Consider the following 16994-nt stretch of genomic DNA (forward strand, 5'->3'; position numbering starts at 1 on the left):
AATTTTTGGCGTCATTCCGCTAAAGAAATGGACATTTTGCGCCGTGCTGTATTGCTAAAAAAACAGACAATGTTTAATGTTGCGCTGCGGTAGCGGAAAGTTCCGATAATGCAAACAGAGGCGCACATAACGCGCCATTGTTCTTCTTCACTTCAAGGTATACACAGCATGGGCAAAATCGCACTTCTGTTTGCGATGCTTTTACTGCCAGCCCTCAGCATGGCAATGACTCCCGAGCCGGTTCAGCAACTGGCCCCTGTGAGTAAAGAGTTAAAGAAACAGCTAATCGGCACGCCGGTTTATATTCAGATCTTTAAGGAAGAGCGGACACTTGAGCTGTACGGCAAGATTGGTAACGAATACCGCTTGCTGGATACTTACCGCATCTGCAATTTTTCGGGCGGTCTGGGTCCAAAACGCCGTGAAGGCGATTTTAAAAGCCCGGAAGGTTTCTACAGCGTAAAACTGAATCAGCTTAAACCGGACAGCCGTTTCTATCGCGCGATTAATATTGGCTTTCCGAATCAATACGACCGTGACCAGGGCTACAGCGGCAACTACCTGATGATTCACGGCGACTGTAAGTCGATTGGCTGCTACGCCATGACCAATGCCTATATGGATCAGATTTTCACGTATGTGAACGCGGCATTGCGTAATGGTCAGCAGGAAGTGAACATTGCAATTTATCCGTTCCGCATGACGGACAGCAACATGCAGCGCCATCGTTATTCGACCTACGCGGATTTCTGGAAGCAGCTTCAGCCGGGTTACGTCTACTTTGCGAAGTATCATCAACCGCCGACAGTCAATGTTGCCAGCGGCAGATATGTGATGAACAGCAGCCCGGTCATCACCCAACCCGAAGCGGCATCACAGTCGTTCCTGGCGCTCTCCAAGGTAAAATAAGGCCCACTCGCCTGGCACGATCCGGTGCCAGGTTTCATTCCCCGTCAGCGGCTGTGTGGCAATGACCGTGACCACGTCGTTCGCCCCGGTATGTTTCTGGAAATCAATTTCCACATCCTGATCGAGCAACTGCGCCCGGCCAAAAGGGGCACGGCGGGTGATCCAGAACAGATTGGTCGAGCAGAAGGCCATCAGATAGCGCCCGTCCGACAGCAACATGTTGAACACGCCCTTTTGCCGCAGCTCGCTCGCCAGCTCGCCGATGTAGCGGAAAACCGCAGGCCAGTTTCCCGGCGTGCGCGGATAGCGCGTGGCCAGCTTATGCAGAATCCAGCAAAAGGCCTTTTCGCTGTCGGTTTCGCCCACTGGCCGAAACGTGCCGGTTTCCAGTTGCCGGTAACCTTTCAGTTGTCCGTTGTGGGCATAGGTCCAGTTGCGTCCCCATAACTCCCGGGTAAACGGGTGCGTATTTTCCAGCGAAACCGGGCCGCGATTCGCCTGGCGAATGTGCGCCACGACGGAATGGGATTTGATGGGATATTCCTGCACCAGGCGCGCAATGGGGGAATTAAAACTCGGCAAGGGATCTTTAAAGGTGCGGCACCCTTTATCTTCATAAAACGTAATGCCCCAGCCGTCTTTATGCGGCCCTGTTCCGCCGCCGCGCTGCACCAGTCCGGTGAAACTAAAACAAATATCGGTGGGGACGTTAGCGCTCATCCCGAGCAATTCGCACATAGCAACCGCCTTAGAGTAAAAGCCTCCTGTCGGTCAGGAGGCGACACACGCTGTTACCTGACCATCTCTTTTTCAATCAGCAGCATCAGGATATGAATCACTTTGATGTGGATCTCCTGAATACGGTCAGCATAACCGAAATGGGGCACACGAATTTCAATGTCCGCGCTGCCGGCCATTTTACCGCCATCTTTACCGGTCAGCGTGATCACTTTCATCCCCTGGGCGCGCGCCGCTTCAACGGCTTTGATGATATTAGCCGAGTTACCTGAGGTTGAAATCCCCAGCAACACGTCGCCCGGGCGCCCTACCGCTTCTACATAACGGGAAAAGACATGGTCATAACCAAAATCATTACTCACACAGGAAAGGTGGCTGACGTCTGAAATGGCAATCGCCGGGTAGCCCGGACGATTTTCACGGTAACGGCCCGTCAGTTCCTCCGCAAAATGCATCGCATCACAGTGTGATCCGCCGTTGCCACAGGAGAGCACTTTGCCGCCCGCTTTGAAGCTGTCCGCCAACATCACCGCAGCACGCTGGATGGTATGAATGTTCGCGTCGTCACTCAGAAAGTTATTCAACGTTTCTGCAGCTTCGTTGAGCTCTGAACGAATAATGTCCTGATACATAGACTTGTCCTTTGTAGGAGAGGGTAATCGCAGCAAGTTTAACGGAATGGCTGACGCACGCATAGCATCACGCCGCCGGATCCTTTTCGCGCCGCGCTTTTTCGCGACCACAGCCTGGGCGTTGCTCGCGCTTTCGCTGATTTTGTGAGTCAGGTTGTAATTGCGATGTAAACAAATTGATAAATGCCCTCATCTGAATTACACCTTCATCATAACAGGTCAGACCTCTTACTACTTACGGAGCACTTCATTATGATGGTTGTCTCGATTCTTGCGACAGTGCTGCTGACTGGCGCACTGTTCTATCACCGCATCTCGCTGCTGCTCAGCAGCGTCATCCTGTTGCTGTGGACCGCAGCAATGGCGGTGGTCCATCTCTGGACGCCGTGGCTGCTTGTGCCGCTGGCGATTATCCTGTTACCGCTGAATCTCACCAGCCTGCGCCGCAGCCTGTTTTCCAAACCAATGCTGCACCGCTTTCAGCAGGTGATGCCGCCGATGTCTCGTACGGAAAAAGAGGCGATCGATGCGGGCACTACCTGGTGGGAAGGCGACCTGTTTCAGGGCAAACCCGACTGGCAGAAACTGCATAACTACCCGCAACCGCGACTGACGCCGGAAGAACAGGCGTTTCTTGACGGGCCGGTAGAAGAAGCCTGTCGTCTGGCAAATGATTTCCAGATTACCCATGAACTGGCCGATATGCCGCCAGAACTGTGGGCGCATCTGAAAGCCCATCGCTTCTTTGCCATGATCATCAAGAAAGAGTACGGCGGCCTGGAGTTCTCTGCCTATGCACAGGCGCGCGTGTTGCAGAAACTGGCCGGCGTCTCAGGCATTCTGGCGATTACCGTGGGCGTGCCTAACTCACTGGGCCCTGGCGAACTGCTGCAACATTACGGAACGGAAAAACAGAAAGACCACTATCTGCCGCGTCTGGCGCGTGGCGATGAAATCCCCTGTTTCGCCCTGACGAGCCCGGAAGCCGGTTCAGATGCGGGTGCGATTCCGGATACGGGCGTTGTGTGCATGGGCGAGTGGCAGGGCCAGCAGGTGCTGGGCATGCGCCTTACCTGGAACAAGCGCTATATTACGCTGGCCCCGATTGCCACTGTGCTGGGCCTGGCGTTTAAACTTTCCGATCCCGACCATCTGCTGGGCGACAAAGACGAACTGGGCATTACCTGCGCCCTGATCCCCACCAGCACACCGGGCGTGGAAATCGGCCATCGCCATTTCCCGCTTAACGTACCGTTCCAGAATGGCCCAACCCGCGGTAAAGATATTTTCGTGCCGATCGATTTCATTATCGGTGGCCCGGAAATGGCCGGACAGGGCTGGCGGATGCTGGTGGAATGTCTGTCGGTGGGCCGTGGAATCACCCTGCCGTCTAACTCAACCGGCAGCCTGAAAAGCGTAGCGCTGGCCACAGGCGCCTATGCGCATATCCGCCGTCAGTTCAAACTGTCTATCGGTAAAATGGAAGGGATTGAAGAACCTCTGGCGCGCATTGCCGGTAATGCCTACGTGATGGACGCTGCCGCGACGCTGATTACCACCGGCATTATGCAGGGGGAGAAACCTGCGGTGCTGTCTGCGATTGTGAAATATCACTGTACCCACCGCGCCCAACAGTCAATTATCGATGCAATGGATATTGCCGGGGGTAAAGGTATCATGCTGGGCGACAGCAACTTCCTGGCCCGGGCTTATCAGGGCGCGCCTATCGCCATTACCGTGGAAGGCGCGAATATCCTGACCCGCAGTATGATCATCTTTGGCCAGGGTGCTATCCGCTGCCATCCGTATGTGTTGCAGGAAATGGTGGCCGCCGCCAGCAATGATGTGGCGGGCTTTGATAAGGCGCTGTTTAGCCATATTGGCCACGTTGGCAGCAATGCGATGCGCAGCCTGTGGCTGGGCCTTCTGGGCGGACGCACCAGCGCCGCGCCAACGCGTGATGCCACCCGTCGCTATTATCAGCACCTGAACCGTATCAGTGCCAATCTGGCGTTACTGTCGGACGTGTCCATGGCGGCGTTAGGCGGTAGCCTGAAACGTCGCGAACGTATGTCAGCCCGCCTGGGCGATGTGCTGAGCCAGCTGTATCTGGCCTCGGCGACGCTGAAACGTTATGAGGATGAAGGCCGTCATGAAGCCGATCTGCCGCTGGTGCACTGGGGCGTGCAGGATGCCTTGCACAAAGCCGAGAAAGCTATGGACGATCTGCTGAGCAACTTCCCGAACCGTCTGGTCGCTGGCGTCATGCGCCTGGTGGTCTTTGCCGGTGGTCAGCACTGCCCGGCACCGTCCGATCGCCTGGATCACAAGCTGGCAAAAATGCTGCAGGTGCCGTCGGCGACGCGTACGCGCTTAGGTCGTGGTCAGTATCTGGCTCCCAGCCAGCATAATCCGGCGGGCCAGTTAGAACAGGCGCTACAGGATGTGATGGCGGCTGAGGTGATTCACGATCGCCTGTGCAAACAGCAGAAAAAACACCTCTCGTTTACGCGCCTGGATGCGCTGGCTAAACAGGCGCTGGAACAGGGCTGGATCGATCAGAAAGAGGCAGAGGTGCTGAAGCGTGCCGAAGAGAGCCGTCTGCGTTCAATCAACGTGGACGAGTTTGAGGCCGATGCGCTGGCCGTGCCGGTCAGACAGGATGTGACTAAGCCCGCGCGCCCCAGCGAGGCGGCATAACCCATCAGGCCGACATCACGTCGGCCTTTTTATCCCGCCTGGCGGATGCGGGCAATCAGTGCATCCACATCGTCCACATGCCCGGCCGCCAGAATCAGGGTGCGGCCCAGGGTAATCGCATTGCGAATGCAGTCAGTCCGCATCTCCTCATCCCGAATCAGTTTCATGTCCGCCACATGCGACATGCCAACGGTTCTGCGAATCAGTTCGGTGCCACAATAGCCAATGGTATCTGCCCACACTTTACGCAGAAACGCCTGCGCATAGCCGGGATAAGCCATGGCCACATCCTGCGTCTTGCTCTCCGCCAGCGCCAGAAAACGCGTTTCAAAGGTCTGCCAGACATCATGCACGTCGCTCAGGCGCTGCTCGCGCGCATCCGCGGCTTCACGGGGCGGCAGCAGGCCTGGTAAGCCACAGTAGTTAATCAGCAGATTGCCCAGTGCCGTACCGACATCAAATCCCATCGGTCCAAAATAGCCAAACTCTGCGTCGATCGCTTTTAAGCTACCGTCAGCCACAAAAATGGAGCCGCTGTGGATATCGCCATGCAGTAAGGCTTCTGCATGACTGAAGAAACGGTGCTTCAGCCCGGCGACAGCAATGCGCAGCGCCTCATCGGTACGAAGCGATGCCACCAGGGGTTCCAGCGCCTCGGGATAGCTGTTACGCACATGGTCGGTATAGGGATCGTTGAAAAAAAGATCTTCTGTGATTTCACACAGTTCAGGATTGATAAAGCGCGCCACTTCGGCTTTTTTCACATGCGGATGCAGAATGAAATCTGAGGTATGGAACAACGTCTGGGCCAGATATTCGCCAAGCTGACGCGGCGCCTCCGGATAGTAAGCGCCCTTCACCAGCTCGCTGCGCCAGATACGGTGACTGGACAGATCTTCCATGATCATCACCGCCAGGTCTGCATCGTAATGCGTGACGTTGACCGTGTGCTGCGGGCAATATTTGTAATGCTCGACCAGCGTCTGCGCTTCAATACGCGCACGATCAAGAGTTAACGGCCAGGATTCGCCCACACAGCGCACATAGGGCAACGCCTGCTTGACCACAATGCGGCTGTTGCCCTGGTCGTCGTAAATTTTGAACACCAGGTTGAGGTTACCATCACCAATCTCTTCCGCACTGCGTAAAACCGAGGGATCTTCCAGCCCACCAAACTGTTTGGCATATTCAACCGCATCAGCAGCGGTGAACGTACGGTATTGCGACATTGACCTTTCCTCATCAACAAACGCCGGTGTGCGCCGGAGCTGATTAATCTTTCGTAACAAGCCGTTCAGACGTCTATACATCCGTTACGCATGTTGGCACAATATCCGTCATCAACGCAACATGGATTTCACCGACAATGCAGACATTCCAAACCACAAGCTTACAGGTTCTCAACAACCAGCTCTGGATACTGGATCAGCAGGCCCTGCCTCAGCAAAAGAACTGGCTGCCCGCCCATACTGTGGCGCAGTTGGTTGACCATATTCATGCCCTGCGGGTGCGCGGCGCGCCGTTAATTGGTTTATCTGCATCACTGCTGCTGGCCCTGCTGGCAGAACAGGGGGAATCACGCGAGCAACTGGCGCAATCGCTGGACACCCTGCGGGCCGCCCGCCCTACTGCCGTAAACCTGATGAATAACCTTGATCGTATGAAACAGGCGCTGGCGCAGCCAGAAATGGCAACGAGCCTGATGGAAGAAGCGTTGCGTCTGGTGCATGAAGATAAACAGCTGTGCGATCGCATCGCCGATGCCGGCAGCGCGCTGGTCAAACCCGGCAGTCAGTTGTTAACCCACTGCAACACCGGCGGTCTGGCGACTGCGGGTGTGGGTACGGCACTGGGCGTTATCGCGCGTGCGCATCAACAAGGCCACGTTCACAATGTCTGGGTTGATGAAACGCGCCCGCTGTTGCAGGGGGGACGCTTAACCGCCTGGGAACTGGGCGAGCTGGGTGTGCCTTACCAGTTGATCACGGATTCGATGGCCGCCAGCCTGATGGCGGCGGGCAAGGTTGATGCTGTCTGGGTCGGCGCGGATCGCATTGCCGCCAATGGTGACGTGGCGAATAAAATCGGCACCTACAGCCTGGCGGTACTGGCGCACTATCATGGTATTCCGTTTTATGTTGCCGCGCCGCATACCACGCTGGATCGTCAATGCCCGACGGGGGATGCCATCCCGATTGAGCAGCGTGCCGCCAGTGAAGTTACCGGTGTGTCGGGAAGCTTCGGCAGCGTGCAGTGGGCGCCCGCGGATGCGCAGGTTTCTAATCCGGCCTTTGATGTCACGCCTGCGGCGCTCATCAGTGGTTGGGTACTGGATACCGGCGTGATCACACCGGCACAGGTGGCTGCTGGCGTTTTTCAGCCACAGTAAACAAAACGGGCGGCTGAGTCAGCCGCCCGCAGAAGGCACCGTCATAATTACGCCAGGCGCGGGTAGGCATCGGCGATCCTGTCGCCTGTGAAGTTGGCGATCCAGCCTTCCTGATTATCAAAAATACGAATCGCCGTGAAATGCGGGGATGATCCCATATCAAACCAGTGCGGCGTGCCTGCGGGCACCGAAATCAGATCGTTCTTTTCGCACAGGATCTGCAGAATTTCACCGTCCAGATGCAGGCAGAACAGCCCGGCGCCTTCGACAAAGAACCGCACTTCGTCTTCACCGTGCGTATGTTCTGAGAGGAATTTCTGGCGCAGCACGTCTTTTTGCGGATTGTCTGCCCGCATACTGATGACGTCCCAGCTCTGATAGCCTTTTTCGGCGACCAGGCGGTCAATGGCGTGCTGATAGGCGTTGATCACCGTTTCCGCATCGGGATTCTCGCCCAGATCGCGGTCTGCCTGCCAGCGCTCGAAGCGAACGTCTTTGGCGTTCAGACGCTCACGGATCGCCTCGGGATCGGTGCTGTGCCACAACGGCTGGCTCGGATCGCTATCGCTAAAAATGGTCAGTGCACTCATTTCAAATCGACTCCGGGTTAATCTGAGAAAAATCAGCGACCTGACGATGATGGCTGTCATCATCCGCCGCGTCACGAATCAGCTGCAACGTGTGCCAGCCAGCCTGTCTGGCGGCGTCCAGCTCCTGATGAATATCAGAGAGGAACAGCAATTGTCCGGCCGGCAAGCCCGTTTGCGCCGCGATGTTTTGATACGACGTTACCTCGCGCTTGGCGCCCACGTGGGTATCAAAGTAACCGCTAAACAAACCAGTAATATCACCTTCGTCGCTGTAGCCAAATAACAATTTCTGCGCGGCGACCGAGCCAGAGGAATATATATAAAGTTTAATGCCTTGCGCGTGCCAGGCCGTGAGCGCAGGCAGGACATCCGGATAAAGGTGCCCTGTAAAACGCCCGCTCAGATAGCCCTCGCGCCAAATCATCCCCTGCAGCGCTTTCAGGCCGGTCGATTTGCGGTCCTCATCCATATAAGAAAACAGGATGGCGATCACGCTGTCGACGTCGGCATCGGGCTTTCCGGCCTCCGCACGCACGGCATGGAGCGCGTCCTGAACGGTGGGCTGCGCCTTATGCTGGCGCACATAGTCGGCCAGATGGGCACGGGCATAGGGAAACAGGACGTTATGTACAAAACGGATATCGCTGGTGGTGCCTTCAATATCGGTAACAATGGCCTTAATCATGCCTTCTCCAGCAAGCGACGTTGACGTTCGCATTCAAATAAAAACTCCAGCCCTTCCAGATGGCGGCGCGCTTCTGCCACATCGTTGCCCCAGCAGGTCAGGCCATGACCACGCAGCAGAAAGCCGTAACGCAGCGGAAAACGGGCTGCATAATCTTCAATTTCTGACGCCAGCTCGGCAACATCCTGGCGGTTATCAAACACCGGAATCGCCACGGTATCCTCATGCGTGGACTGACCGCTCAGCGACTTTTGCATCTCATAGCCGTACAGCAGTAGCGCCGCGCCCTGCTCTACGCGCGACAGAACGGTGGAATTGACCGTGTGCGTATGCAGTACTGCGCCCGCCTCCGGAAACAGGCGGTAGATCAGCGTGTGCAGTGCGGTCTCGGCAGAAGGCCTGCGACCCGAGGGGGCCTGGCTGGTGGCAATGTCGACCTGAATAAAGTCATCCCGCGTCAGGCTGCCTTTATCTTTGCCTGACTCGCTGAGCAGGCAGAAATGCGCATCCTGGCGCACCGACATATTGCCGCCGGTGGCGGGCGCCCAGCCCTTCGCACCTATCCAGTGACAGGCGGCAACCAGCTGATCTAAAGCATGAGAATCGGACATTACTCTTCCTTTTAGCCGTCTAAGCGTCTTGATTGCCAAATACTAGCATCCTGTTTATAGTGGCAGCAACTCAGCGTTTCTCCGTAACCGTTTTTGCGCGTAAGGCAACCTAATCATGACGCAATCCATCCTCACGCCTGAGAGCAAGTTACCCGCCCTCGGCACCACGATATTCACGCAGATGAGCGCGCTGGCACAGCAGCATAACGCCATCAATCTTTCCCAGGGTTTTCCGGATTTTGATGGTCCGCGCTACCTGCAGGACAGGCTGGCTTATCATGTCAGTCAGGGTGCCAATCAGTATGCCCCCATGACCGGCGCACAACCGTTACGCGAAGCCATTGCCGAAAAGACCGCTGCGTTGTACGACTATCGTCCCGATGTGAACAGCGATATCACCGTGACCGCAGGCGCAACCGAAGCGCTGTATGCCGCGATCACTGCCCTGGTTCGCCCGGGTGACGAGGTGATCTGCTTCGATCCCAGTTACGACAGCTATGCGCCCGCGGTGCAACTGGCGGGCGGCGTACTGAAACGCCTCACCCTGCAGCCGCCCACGTTTGCAGTTGACTGGCCGGCGTTCTCCGCGCTGTTAAGCGATAAAACCCGACTGGTTATCTTAAATACGCCACATAATCCCTCGGCCAGCGTCTGGCACCAGGCGGACTATGCGGCCTTATGGCAGTCGATTGCTGACCGGGAAATCTATGTGCTGAGCGATGAGGTTTATGAGCACATCTGTTTTGCCCAAGACGGTCATGCCAGCGTGCTGGCGCACCCCGAACTGCGTCAACGTGCGGTGGCGGTTTCCTCGTTTGGCAAAACCTTTCACATGACCGGCTGGAAAGTGGGTTACTGCGTCGCCCCCGCGGCGATCAGCGCAGAAATCCGCAAGATCCATCAGTACCTCACTTTTTCCGTCAACACACCCGCTCAGCTGGCGATTGCCGATATGCTGCGCCAGCATCCTGAACATTATCGTGAGCTGCCCGACTTCTATCGCGCGCGCCGTGACCGACTGATACAGGCACTGAGCCGTAGCCGTTTCCGCATTTTACCGTGCGAAGGCACCTACTTCCTGCTGGCGGACTACAGCGCTATATCGGCGCTGGATGACGTGCAGTTTTGCCAGTGGCTGACGCGCGAAGTGGGCGTGGCCGCGATCCCGCTGTCGGTCTTCTGTGAAGCGCCTTTCCCACACAAACTGATCCGGCTGTGCTTTGCAAAACAGGAAGCGACGCTCGACGCCGCAGCGGAGCGCTTATGTCGTCTTTAGCCATTACGTTGTTGCAAGCGCCGCTGACGTGGATGGATGGCGAGGCTAACCTGCGCCATTTCGATAATCTGCTGGCTGACATGACAGACCGGGATGTGATTATTCTGCCGGAGATGTTCACCACCGGTTTTGCGATGGAGGCTGCACAGCAGGCCCTGCCGCAACAGCAGGTCGTGACATGGCTACACCGTCATGCGAAGCGCACGAATGCGCTGGTGGGCGGCAGTGCCGCGATACAAACGCCAGCGGGTGCCGTGAACCGTTTTTTGCTGGTTGAGCCGAATGGCACGCTGCATCACTATGACAAGCGACACCTGTTTCGCATGGCGGATGAACAGCAGCATTACGTCGCGGGCACGGCGCGCACGGTGATTCAGTGGCGCGGCTGGCGCATTTTGCCGCAAATCTGTTACGACCTGCGCTTTCCGGTCTTTTCGCGCAACCAAAATGACTACGATCTGGCGTTGTATGTGGCCAACTGGCCTGCGCCGCGCGCGCTGCACTGGCAGGCGCTACTGCTGGCCCGGGCGATTGAGAATCAGGCGTTTGTCGCGGGCTGCAATCGCGTGGGCAGCGATGGCAACCAACATCAGTACAGTGGGGACAGCCGAATTATTTCACCGCAAGGCGAGGTGCTGGCTGCAGGTGAGCCCTTTACGGCAGGTAAGGTTGAGACGTCGCTGTCGCTTGCCGATCTGCAGGCTTATCGCGAGCGGTTTCCGGCGTGGCGGGATGCGGATGGCTTTACGCTGGCAGAATAAAAGCGCCCCGGCCAGGCCGGGGCGCTTCAGTCAGTTATTGCAGGTCGAAACGGTCCAGATTCATTACTTTTGTCCAGGCCGCCACGAAGTCAGTAACAAACTTCTGTTTCGCATCGCTGCTGGCATAGACTTCCGCCAGGGCGCGCAGGATGGCGTTGGAACCGAACACCAGATCGGCACGCGTGGCGCTGAACCTGACTTCGCCACTCTGACGGTCACGGCCTTCAAAGATCTCTTCACTGCTGTCGGTCGCACGCCAGGCGGTGCGCATATCCAGCAAGTTTACGAAGAAGTCGTTACTCAGGACGCCGACGCGGTCAGTAAAGACGCCATGATGGCTGCCGTCAAAGTTGGTCCCCAGCACACGCAGACCACCCAGTAACACCGTCAGTTCCGGCGCGCTCAGCGTCAGCTGCTGTGCTTTGTCCAGCAGCAGGGTTTCGGTTGACGAGCCGCCTTTCACGCGACGGTAGTTACGGAACCCGTCCGCCAGCGGCTGAAGCACGTTAAAGGATTCGACATCGGTTTGATCCTGACGAGCATCCACACGACCTGGCGTAAAGGGGACCTGCGCGGCCACGCCCGCAGCGGCGGCGGCCATTTCGATACCGACGCTGCCCGCAAGGACGATGACGTCAGCCAGCGAGGCCTTGCCGGATTCCTGCTGAATCTGCTGCAGTTTCGGTAACACGTCGTTAATCACGCTGGCGTTCACAGCCCAGCTATTCTGCGGTGCCAGGGCCAGACGGGCACCGTTCGCTCCGCCACGTTTGTCGCCACCCCGGAAGGTTGATGCCGACGCCCAGGCCGCTGAAACCAGCTGGCTCACGCTCAGACCTGACGCCGCGATTTTCGCCTTCAGCTCACTGATATCCGCTGGCGTGGGCTGATGAGTCGGCTGCGGTAACGGATCCTGCCACAGTAAATCTTCTTTCGGTACTTCTGGCCCGATGTAACGTGCTTTTGGCCCCATATCGCGGTGCGTCAGTTTAAACCAGGCGCGGGCGAAGGCTTCGTTAAAGGCCTGCGGATCGTTAAGGAAACGGCGAGAGATTTTCTCGAACTCCGGATCAAAACGCAGCGTCAGGTCCGTAACCAGCATGGTGGGTTTACGCTTTTTCTCAGGATCGAACGGGTCCGGAATAATGGCTTCTGCGTTAACGGCTTCATACTGAATGGCCCCTGCCGGGCTATGGGTTTTCACCCACTCATATTTAAACAGGTTCTCAAAGAAGTAGTTACTCCACTGAGTTGGCGTCTGCGTCCAGACGACTTCCAGACCCGACGTAATCGCATCGGCACCGACACCGCTGCCGTAGCTGTTGTTCCAGCCAAAGCCCTGAGCTTCGATGGGTGACGCTTCCGGATCGACGCCAACATGGCTGGCCGCCGCCGCACCGTGGGTTTTACCCAGCGTATGCCCGCCTGCGATCAACGCGACGATCTCTTCATCGTTCATGCCCATGTTGCCAAAGGTGGCGCGAATCGCTGGCGCGGCAGATGCCGGATCGCCGCTGGCTTCAGGCCCCTCTGGGTTCACGTAGATCAGCCCCATTTCGGTTGCGCCCAGTGGGGCGTTAGCCAGACTTTCGGGATGACGGTGGGCCAGCCACTCGGTTTCGTTACCCCAGTCCACGTCCATATCCGGTTCCCAGACGTCTTCACGACCGGCACCAAAACCAAAGGTACGGAAACCTGAGTTTTCCAGCGAAACGTTACCCGCGAGAATATAGAGGTCGGCCCAGGAAATTTTCTGGCCGTATTTCTGTTTGACCGGCCACAGCAGGCGACGGGCTTTGTCCAGGCTGACGTTGTCAGGCCAGGAGTTCAGCGGCGCGAAACGCTGCTGACCACGACCGGAGCCGCCACGGCCATCGATAGTGCGGTATGTGCCGGCACTGTGCCACGCCATGCGGATGAACAGACCAATGTAGCTGCCCCAGTCGGCAGGCCACCATGACTGGGAGTCGGTGAGCAACGCCCGGATATCGGCTTTCAGTGCGGAATAGTCCAGTTTGCTGAACTCTTCGCGGTAGTTGAAGTTCTCGCCGAGGGGATTAGAGCGGTTGGAGTGCTGGTTCAGCAGATCCACGCGCAGCATATTTGGCCACCAGTCGCGATTGCTGGTACCACTACCGGCTCCACGAGCCAGAACGCTTTCTTCTTCCGATTTACCGTGATGAAAGGGACATTTACCTGAAGCGGCTACATCATTATCTTTTGGCGTGCTCATTATCGGCTCCGTTGCCTTCACATTGTCATCGCTAAGATAACCCTGGCGTTAGCAGGAATATAGTCGGATGGGCCGAAGGTATTGATAGCCATTAGCTTTCAAGCGCAGCGAAAAAAAAGCTGCGCCCGATAGACCCGTCAGCTGCCGCGATAGGTGGACCAGCTCCAGGGGGATATCAAAAAGGGCAAGTGGTAATGGCTGCCGCTTTCCGTGAGGACAAAATCAATTTGTGCGCTGACGTATAAGGTTTCCCGTCCGTCCGCGCGAAAGTAGGCGCCAATATCTGCCGTGAGGCGATACTGCCCAGACGCAAGTGGCTCAGGTGTCAGATCCTTCAGACGACCATCGTTATCTGTGACGCCTTGTGCACAGGGAGTCCAGCCTTGTGCCGTGTGCTGTTCCAGCAACATGGCAACGCCCGGCGCGGGTTTTCCCAGCGCCGTATCCAGAATGTGAGTGCTGATGGTGCTCATGAAAAACTCTCCTTTAAGCGCAGCAGGGTGATTTCCCGCAACTGCGCCAGGGCTTCCTGTTGCTCGGTTTCCGGGCTGTTGTCCAGCCGCCGCGTGAGTTCATCAAGCAGCGTCTGTGCGCTGCGTCCTTTGGCCCGAATCAAAAATACCCGGTTAAAGCGCGCCTCATATGCCTGATTGCCCCGCACCATGGCCTGATGTAACGCGTCGTCTGCGTGTTGCATGGCCACCTGTTCGCTACGCGACAACTGTTTTTCCTTCTCATTGCCCTGCGCCTTTTCCCCGATACGTGGATGAGCGGAGAGCGCCTGATTCAGATCGTCCTCCTGCCAGTCCTGTGTCAGCCGTTGTGCTTCAGTCAGCAGGGCATCAAGACTGTGAAACGGGCGGGCCGCCACCAGCGCCAGCTGCCAGTGCGGCAGCGCAACGCAGTGGGACAGGGCAAGCTGTGCAGCGGCTTCCGGTAACTGGTTAAAGGTATCCAGATCCATATTAATGCTGCTCCGCAAGGAGGCAAATCGTCTGCAAATAGGCCTGAACCGCTGGCGCGACATCGGCTTCATTCACCGATTCTGCCGGATGGTGGCTGATGCCGCGGTGGTTACGCACGAACAGCATCCCCACCGGCCAGCGCTCTGCAATGGCAATAGCATCATGACCCGCCCCGCTGGGCAGCGCCAGGCAGCGTCCCTGAACGGTTTCTACCGCGTGGCTCAGCGCCTGTTGCAATCCGGCATCGCAGGCCGTTGCCGCGATACGGTAATACTCCTGCGCGCTAAAGGTTAAACCGCGACGCAGTGCAATGGCTTCCGCCTGGGTCAGCAACGAGGACAGCAACGATTCAAGCGGCGCGTCCTCGGGTCCACGCACATCCAGAGACAGATGCACCTCCCCCGGAATGACGTTCACCGCGCCCGGCGCGCAGTTCAGCGTGCCCACCGTAGCGACAAGCGGTGAAGTCTGCTCGCGCGTGGTATGCTCGATGAATACCATCCACTCTGCGGCAGCGGCCAGCGCGTCTTTACGATGCGCCATCGGTACGGTTCCGGCATGACCGGCCTCACCGGTGAAACAGCAATTGAGGCGACGGGCACCGTTGATCGCGGTAACCACACCCAACGCGAGATCTTCCTGCTCCAGGCAAGGCCCCTGCTCTATGTGCAGTTCAAGATAGGCCACGATGTCGCTGACGTTACGAGCGGCGCGTGAGATCTGGCTGGCGTCCAGGCCGACATCCTGCATCGCCTGTGCCACCGTAATGCCATTGCCGTCAGGATGGGTCGGCCAGCTGTCAGGCCAGGTGCCGGTAATGCCGCGACTGCCCAGCAGGGTAATGCCAAAACGCGTGCCTTCTTCATCACCAAAGCCGATGATTTCAATGGCCAGGGGCAGGCGACGCTGGCGATCGTGGAGCCACTGCACGGTTTCAATCGCGCTCAGCACGCCCAGCATGCCGTCATAGCGGCCCGCATTACGAACCGTGTCCAGATGCGAGCCCAGCAGCAGCGCAGGTGCGCCAGGCTGGGCCGCGTCGTAGCGGCCGCAGATATTGCCGACTTCATCCTGCCAGACCGTCATACCGGCGGCCTGCATCCACTCACCGACGCGCGCGTTGGCACGAAGGTGTTCCGGCGACAGATAAACCCGTGTCAGCCCTTGTTCGCTTTCACTGATCTCAGCCAGCGCATCACAGCGCGCCATCACGCGCCGGGCGGCAACCTGAGCCTCGCTGGCATTCATCATCATGCATGGCTCCCGTAGTGGTTCCATGCCGCCTGCGAGCCCGCGCCCTGTGGCGTGCGGTAACCGACATGCGACAACACCATTTCCAGCGCGGCCAGGGTTTGCATCACGCAGTCTTTGCGCGCGTTGTAACCCATCGTGCCGATGCGCCAGACTTTGCCATGCAGCGGACCAAACGACGTGCCGATTTCAATGCCGAAATCTTCCAGCATCAGCTTACGGACCTCATCGCCATTGACGCCCTGAGGGATCACTACGCCCAGCACGTTACTCATTTTGTTGCTGAGATCGCCAAAGGTTTCCAGCCCCATCCCCTGAATGCCTTTTAACATCGCTTCGCCGTGCAGCTTGTGGCGCGCAATCCCGTTATCCAGCCCTTCCTGCAGAATCAGACGCGCGCATTCACGCGCGCCGAACAGGGCGCTGGTCGCTTCAGTGTGGTGATTGAGGCGTTCCGGGCCCCAGTAATCCATGATCATGCCGAGATCGAAATAGTTGGAGTAGATCATCTCGTCATCGCCATCCTGGTGCGCATCCGTGCGGATCCCCTGCTCTACGCATTTGCGCTGGCGGATCACCGCTGCCATCTCATCGCTCAGCGTGATCGGCGAAGTTCCGGACGGGCCACCCAGGCATTTCTGCATGCCGGCGGACACCGCGTCCAGGCCCCATGCATCGGTTTCCAGCGCATTGCCCGCCAGCGATGCCGTGGCATCGGTGTAAAACAGCACACCATATTTTTTGCAGATCGCCCCCAGCTCCGCCAGCGGCTGCAGCATAGTGGTTGAGGTATCGCCCTGTACGGTCAACAGCAAACGCGGTTTTACTTTTTTAATCGCATCTTCGATCTGATCGGGCGTAAACACCTCTCCCCACGGCACCGCAATGGTGTGCACATCGGCCCGGCAGCGACGGGCGATTTCACACAGCAGATGACCAAAACGGCCATAGACTGGCACCAGCACCTTATCGCCAGGGCGAATCGCCGACAGCAGGATCGCTTCAATACCGGCGCGTGAGGTACCGTCGATCAGCAGCGTCCAGCGGTTTTCGGTGCGGAACACGCCGCGATAGAGCGCCATCACTTCATTCATGTAATGGGTCATCGCCGGATCATATTGTCCGAGCAACTGGCTCGACATCGCGCGCAGCACACGCGGATCGGCATTGATCGGACCGGGGCCCATTAACAGGCGCTGAGGCGGATTAATTTGCGAAAATTGAGAGATATCCATAGTGAATTCCTTGTTAAGC

At 57.5% G+C, this 16994-nt stretch carries 16 protein-coding genes; 5 read left to right on the top strand and 11 right to left on the bottom strand.

Translation table 11 applies throughout. The features are described 5' to 3' along the window. The first annotated feature begins 168 nt into the window (after window positions 1-168). The gene (gene dpaA / locus GC087_RS18370; protein ID WP_033738547.1) at window positions 169-909 is read left to right on the top strand and encodes a peptidoglycan meso-diaminopimelic acid protein amidase; all 741 of its coding nucleotides are present in this window, start codon (window positions 169-171) and stop codon (window positions 907-909) included. On the opposite strand, the gene GC087_RS18375 is transcribed toward dpaA, so the two are convergent. After that, entirely contained in the window at window positions 874-1647 is a 774-nt protein-coding gene (locus tag GC087_RS18375) for a class II glutamine amidotransferase (RefSeq protein WP_006118044.1), read from the bottom strand. The genes dpaA and GC087_RS18375 overlap by 36 nt on opposite strands. Window positions 1648-1700: 53 nt before the next feature. Further along, the gene (gene lpcA / locus GC087_RS18380; RefSeq protein ID WP_039338565.1) at window positions 1701-2279 is read right to left on the bottom strand and encodes a D-sedoheptulose 7-phosphate isomerase; all 579 of its coding nucleotides are present in this window, start codon (window positions 2277-2279) and stop codon (window positions 1701-1703) included. 252 nt (window positions 2280-2531) lie between these two features. On the opposite strand from lpcA, the gene fadE reads away from it, so the two are divergent. Further along, on the top strand, window positions 2532-4979 hold the full coding sequence (fadE, locus tag GC087_RS18385) for an acyl-CoA dehydrogenase FadE (protein ID WP_058702742.1): 2448 nt from the start codon (window positions 2532-2534) through the stop codon (window positions 4977-4979). Between the two features lie 29 nt (window positions 4980-5008). Here the strand turns inward: fadE and mtnK are convergent, their stop codons facing one another. Next, window positions 5009-6208, bottom strand: a complete 1200-nt coding sequence (gene mtnK / locus GC087_RS18390) for an S-methyl-5-thioribose kinase (protein ID WP_039338567.1) — start codon at window positions 6206-6208, stop codon at window positions 5009-5011. 137 nt (window positions 6209-6345) lie between these two features. Between mtnK and mtnA the strand changes: the two genes are divergently transcribed. Next, a complete protein-coding gene (mtnA, locus tag GC087_RS18395; protein WP_324028985.1) occupies window positions 6346-7368 on the top strand; it encodes an S-methyl-5-thioribose-1-phosphate isomerase in 1023 nt (340 codons plus the stop codon). Between the two features lie 47 nt (window positions 7369-7415). Here mtnA and GC087_RS18400 read toward each other — a convergent pair whose 3' ends face one another. The 3 genes from GC087_RS18400 to GC087_RS18410 are packed head-to-tail and all read right to left on the bottom strand — an operon-like array spanning window position 7416 to window position 9254. Then, complete coding sequence (locus tag GC087_RS18400; protein ID WP_039338570.1) at window positions 7416-7958, bottom strand: 1,2-dihydroxy-3-keto-5-methylthiopentene dioxygenase; 543 nt, start codon at window positions 7956-7958, stop codon at window positions 7416-7418. Between the two features lies 1 nt (window position 7959). Further along, complete coding sequence (gene mtnC, locus GC087_RS18405; RefSeq protein ID WP_324028987.1) at window positions 7960-8643, bottom strand: acireductone synthase; 684 nt, start codon at window positions 8641-8643, stop codon at window positions 7960-7962. Beyond that, window positions 8640-9254 carry a methylthioribulose 1-phosphate dehydratase gene (locus GC087_RS18410; RefSeq protein ID WP_054632959.1) on the bottom strand — a complete coding sequence of 205 codons (615 nt, stop codon included), beginning with the start codon at window positions 9252-9254 and terminating at the stop codon, window positions 8640-8642. The genes mtnC and GC087_RS18410 overlap by 4 nt, the downstream gene beginning before the upstream one ends. 115 nt (window positions 9255-9369) lie before the next feature. Between GC087_RS18410 and GC087_RS18415 the strand changes: the two genes are divergently transcribed. Both GC087_RS18415 and GC087_RS18420 read left to right on the top strand, forming a co-directional pair. Then, on the top strand, window positions 9370-10530 hold the full coding sequence (locus GC087_RS18415; RefSeq protein ID WP_054632958.1) for a pyridoxal phosphate-dependent aminotransferase: 1161 nt from the start codon (window positions 9370-9372) through the stop codon (window positions 10528-10530). After that, window positions 10518-11291 (top strand): amidohydrolase, encoded by a 774-nt coding sequence (locus tag GC087_RS18420; protein ID WP_054632957.1) that lies wholly within the window; start codon window positions 10518-10520, stop codon window positions 11289-11291. Before GC087_RS18415 ends, GC087_RS18420 begins: the two co-directional genes overlap by 13 nt. Before the next feature lie 34 nt (window positions 11292-11325). Here the strand turns inward: GC087_RS18420 and katG are convergent, their stop codons facing one another. The 5 genes from katG to GC087_RS18445 all read right to left on the bottom strand — a co-directional run bounded on the left by katG (window position 11326) and on the right by GC087_RS18445 (window position 16975). Next, window positions 11326-13524 carry a catalase/peroxidase HPI gene (gene katG, locus GC087_RS18425; RefSeq protein WP_033738531.1) on the bottom strand — a complete coding sequence of 733 codons (2199 nt, stop codon included), beginning with the start codon at window positions 13522-13524 and terminating at the stop codon, window positions 11326-11328. 137 nt (window positions 13525-13661) lie between these two features. Further along, window positions 13662-13997: a hydroxyisourate hydrolase gene (gene uraH, locus GC087_RS18430; RefSeq protein WP_054632956.1), complete on the bottom strand. Its 336-nt coding sequence runs from the start codon at window positions 13995-13997 to the stop codon at window positions 13662-13664. Further along, on the bottom strand, window positions 13994-14488 hold the full coding sequence (gene uraD / locus GC087_RS18435) for a 2-oxo-4-hydroxy-4-carboxy-5-ureidoimidazoline decarboxylase (RefSeq protein ID WP_324028989.1): 495 nt from the start codon (window positions 14486-14488) through the stop codon (window positions 13994-13996). Before uraD ends, uraH begins: the two co-directional genes overlap by 4 nt. A gap of 1 nt (window position 14489) precedes the next feature. Beyond that, a complete protein-coding gene (gene hpxK / locus GC087_RS18440; RefSeq protein WP_054632954.1) occupies window positions 14490-15743 on the bottom strand; it encodes an allantoate amidohydrolase in 1254 nt (417 codons plus the stop codon). Continuing rightward, window positions 15740-16975 carry a (S)-ureidoglycine--glyoxylate transaminase gene (locus GC087_RS18445; RefSeq protein ID WP_006118030.1) on the bottom strand — a complete coding sequence of 412 codons (1236 nt, stop codon included), beginning with the start codon at window positions 16973-16975 and terminating at the stop codon, window positions 15740-15742. Before GC087_RS18445 ends, hpxK begins: the two co-directional genes overlap by 4 nt. Window positions 16976-16994: the final 19 nt, after the last annotated feature.

Origin of the sequence: Pantoea sp. JZ2 (assembly GCF_035191405.1) — a bacterium.
GTDB lineage: Bacteria > Pseudomonadota > Gammaproteobacteria > Enterobacterales > Enterobacteriaceae > Pantoea > Pantoea stewartii.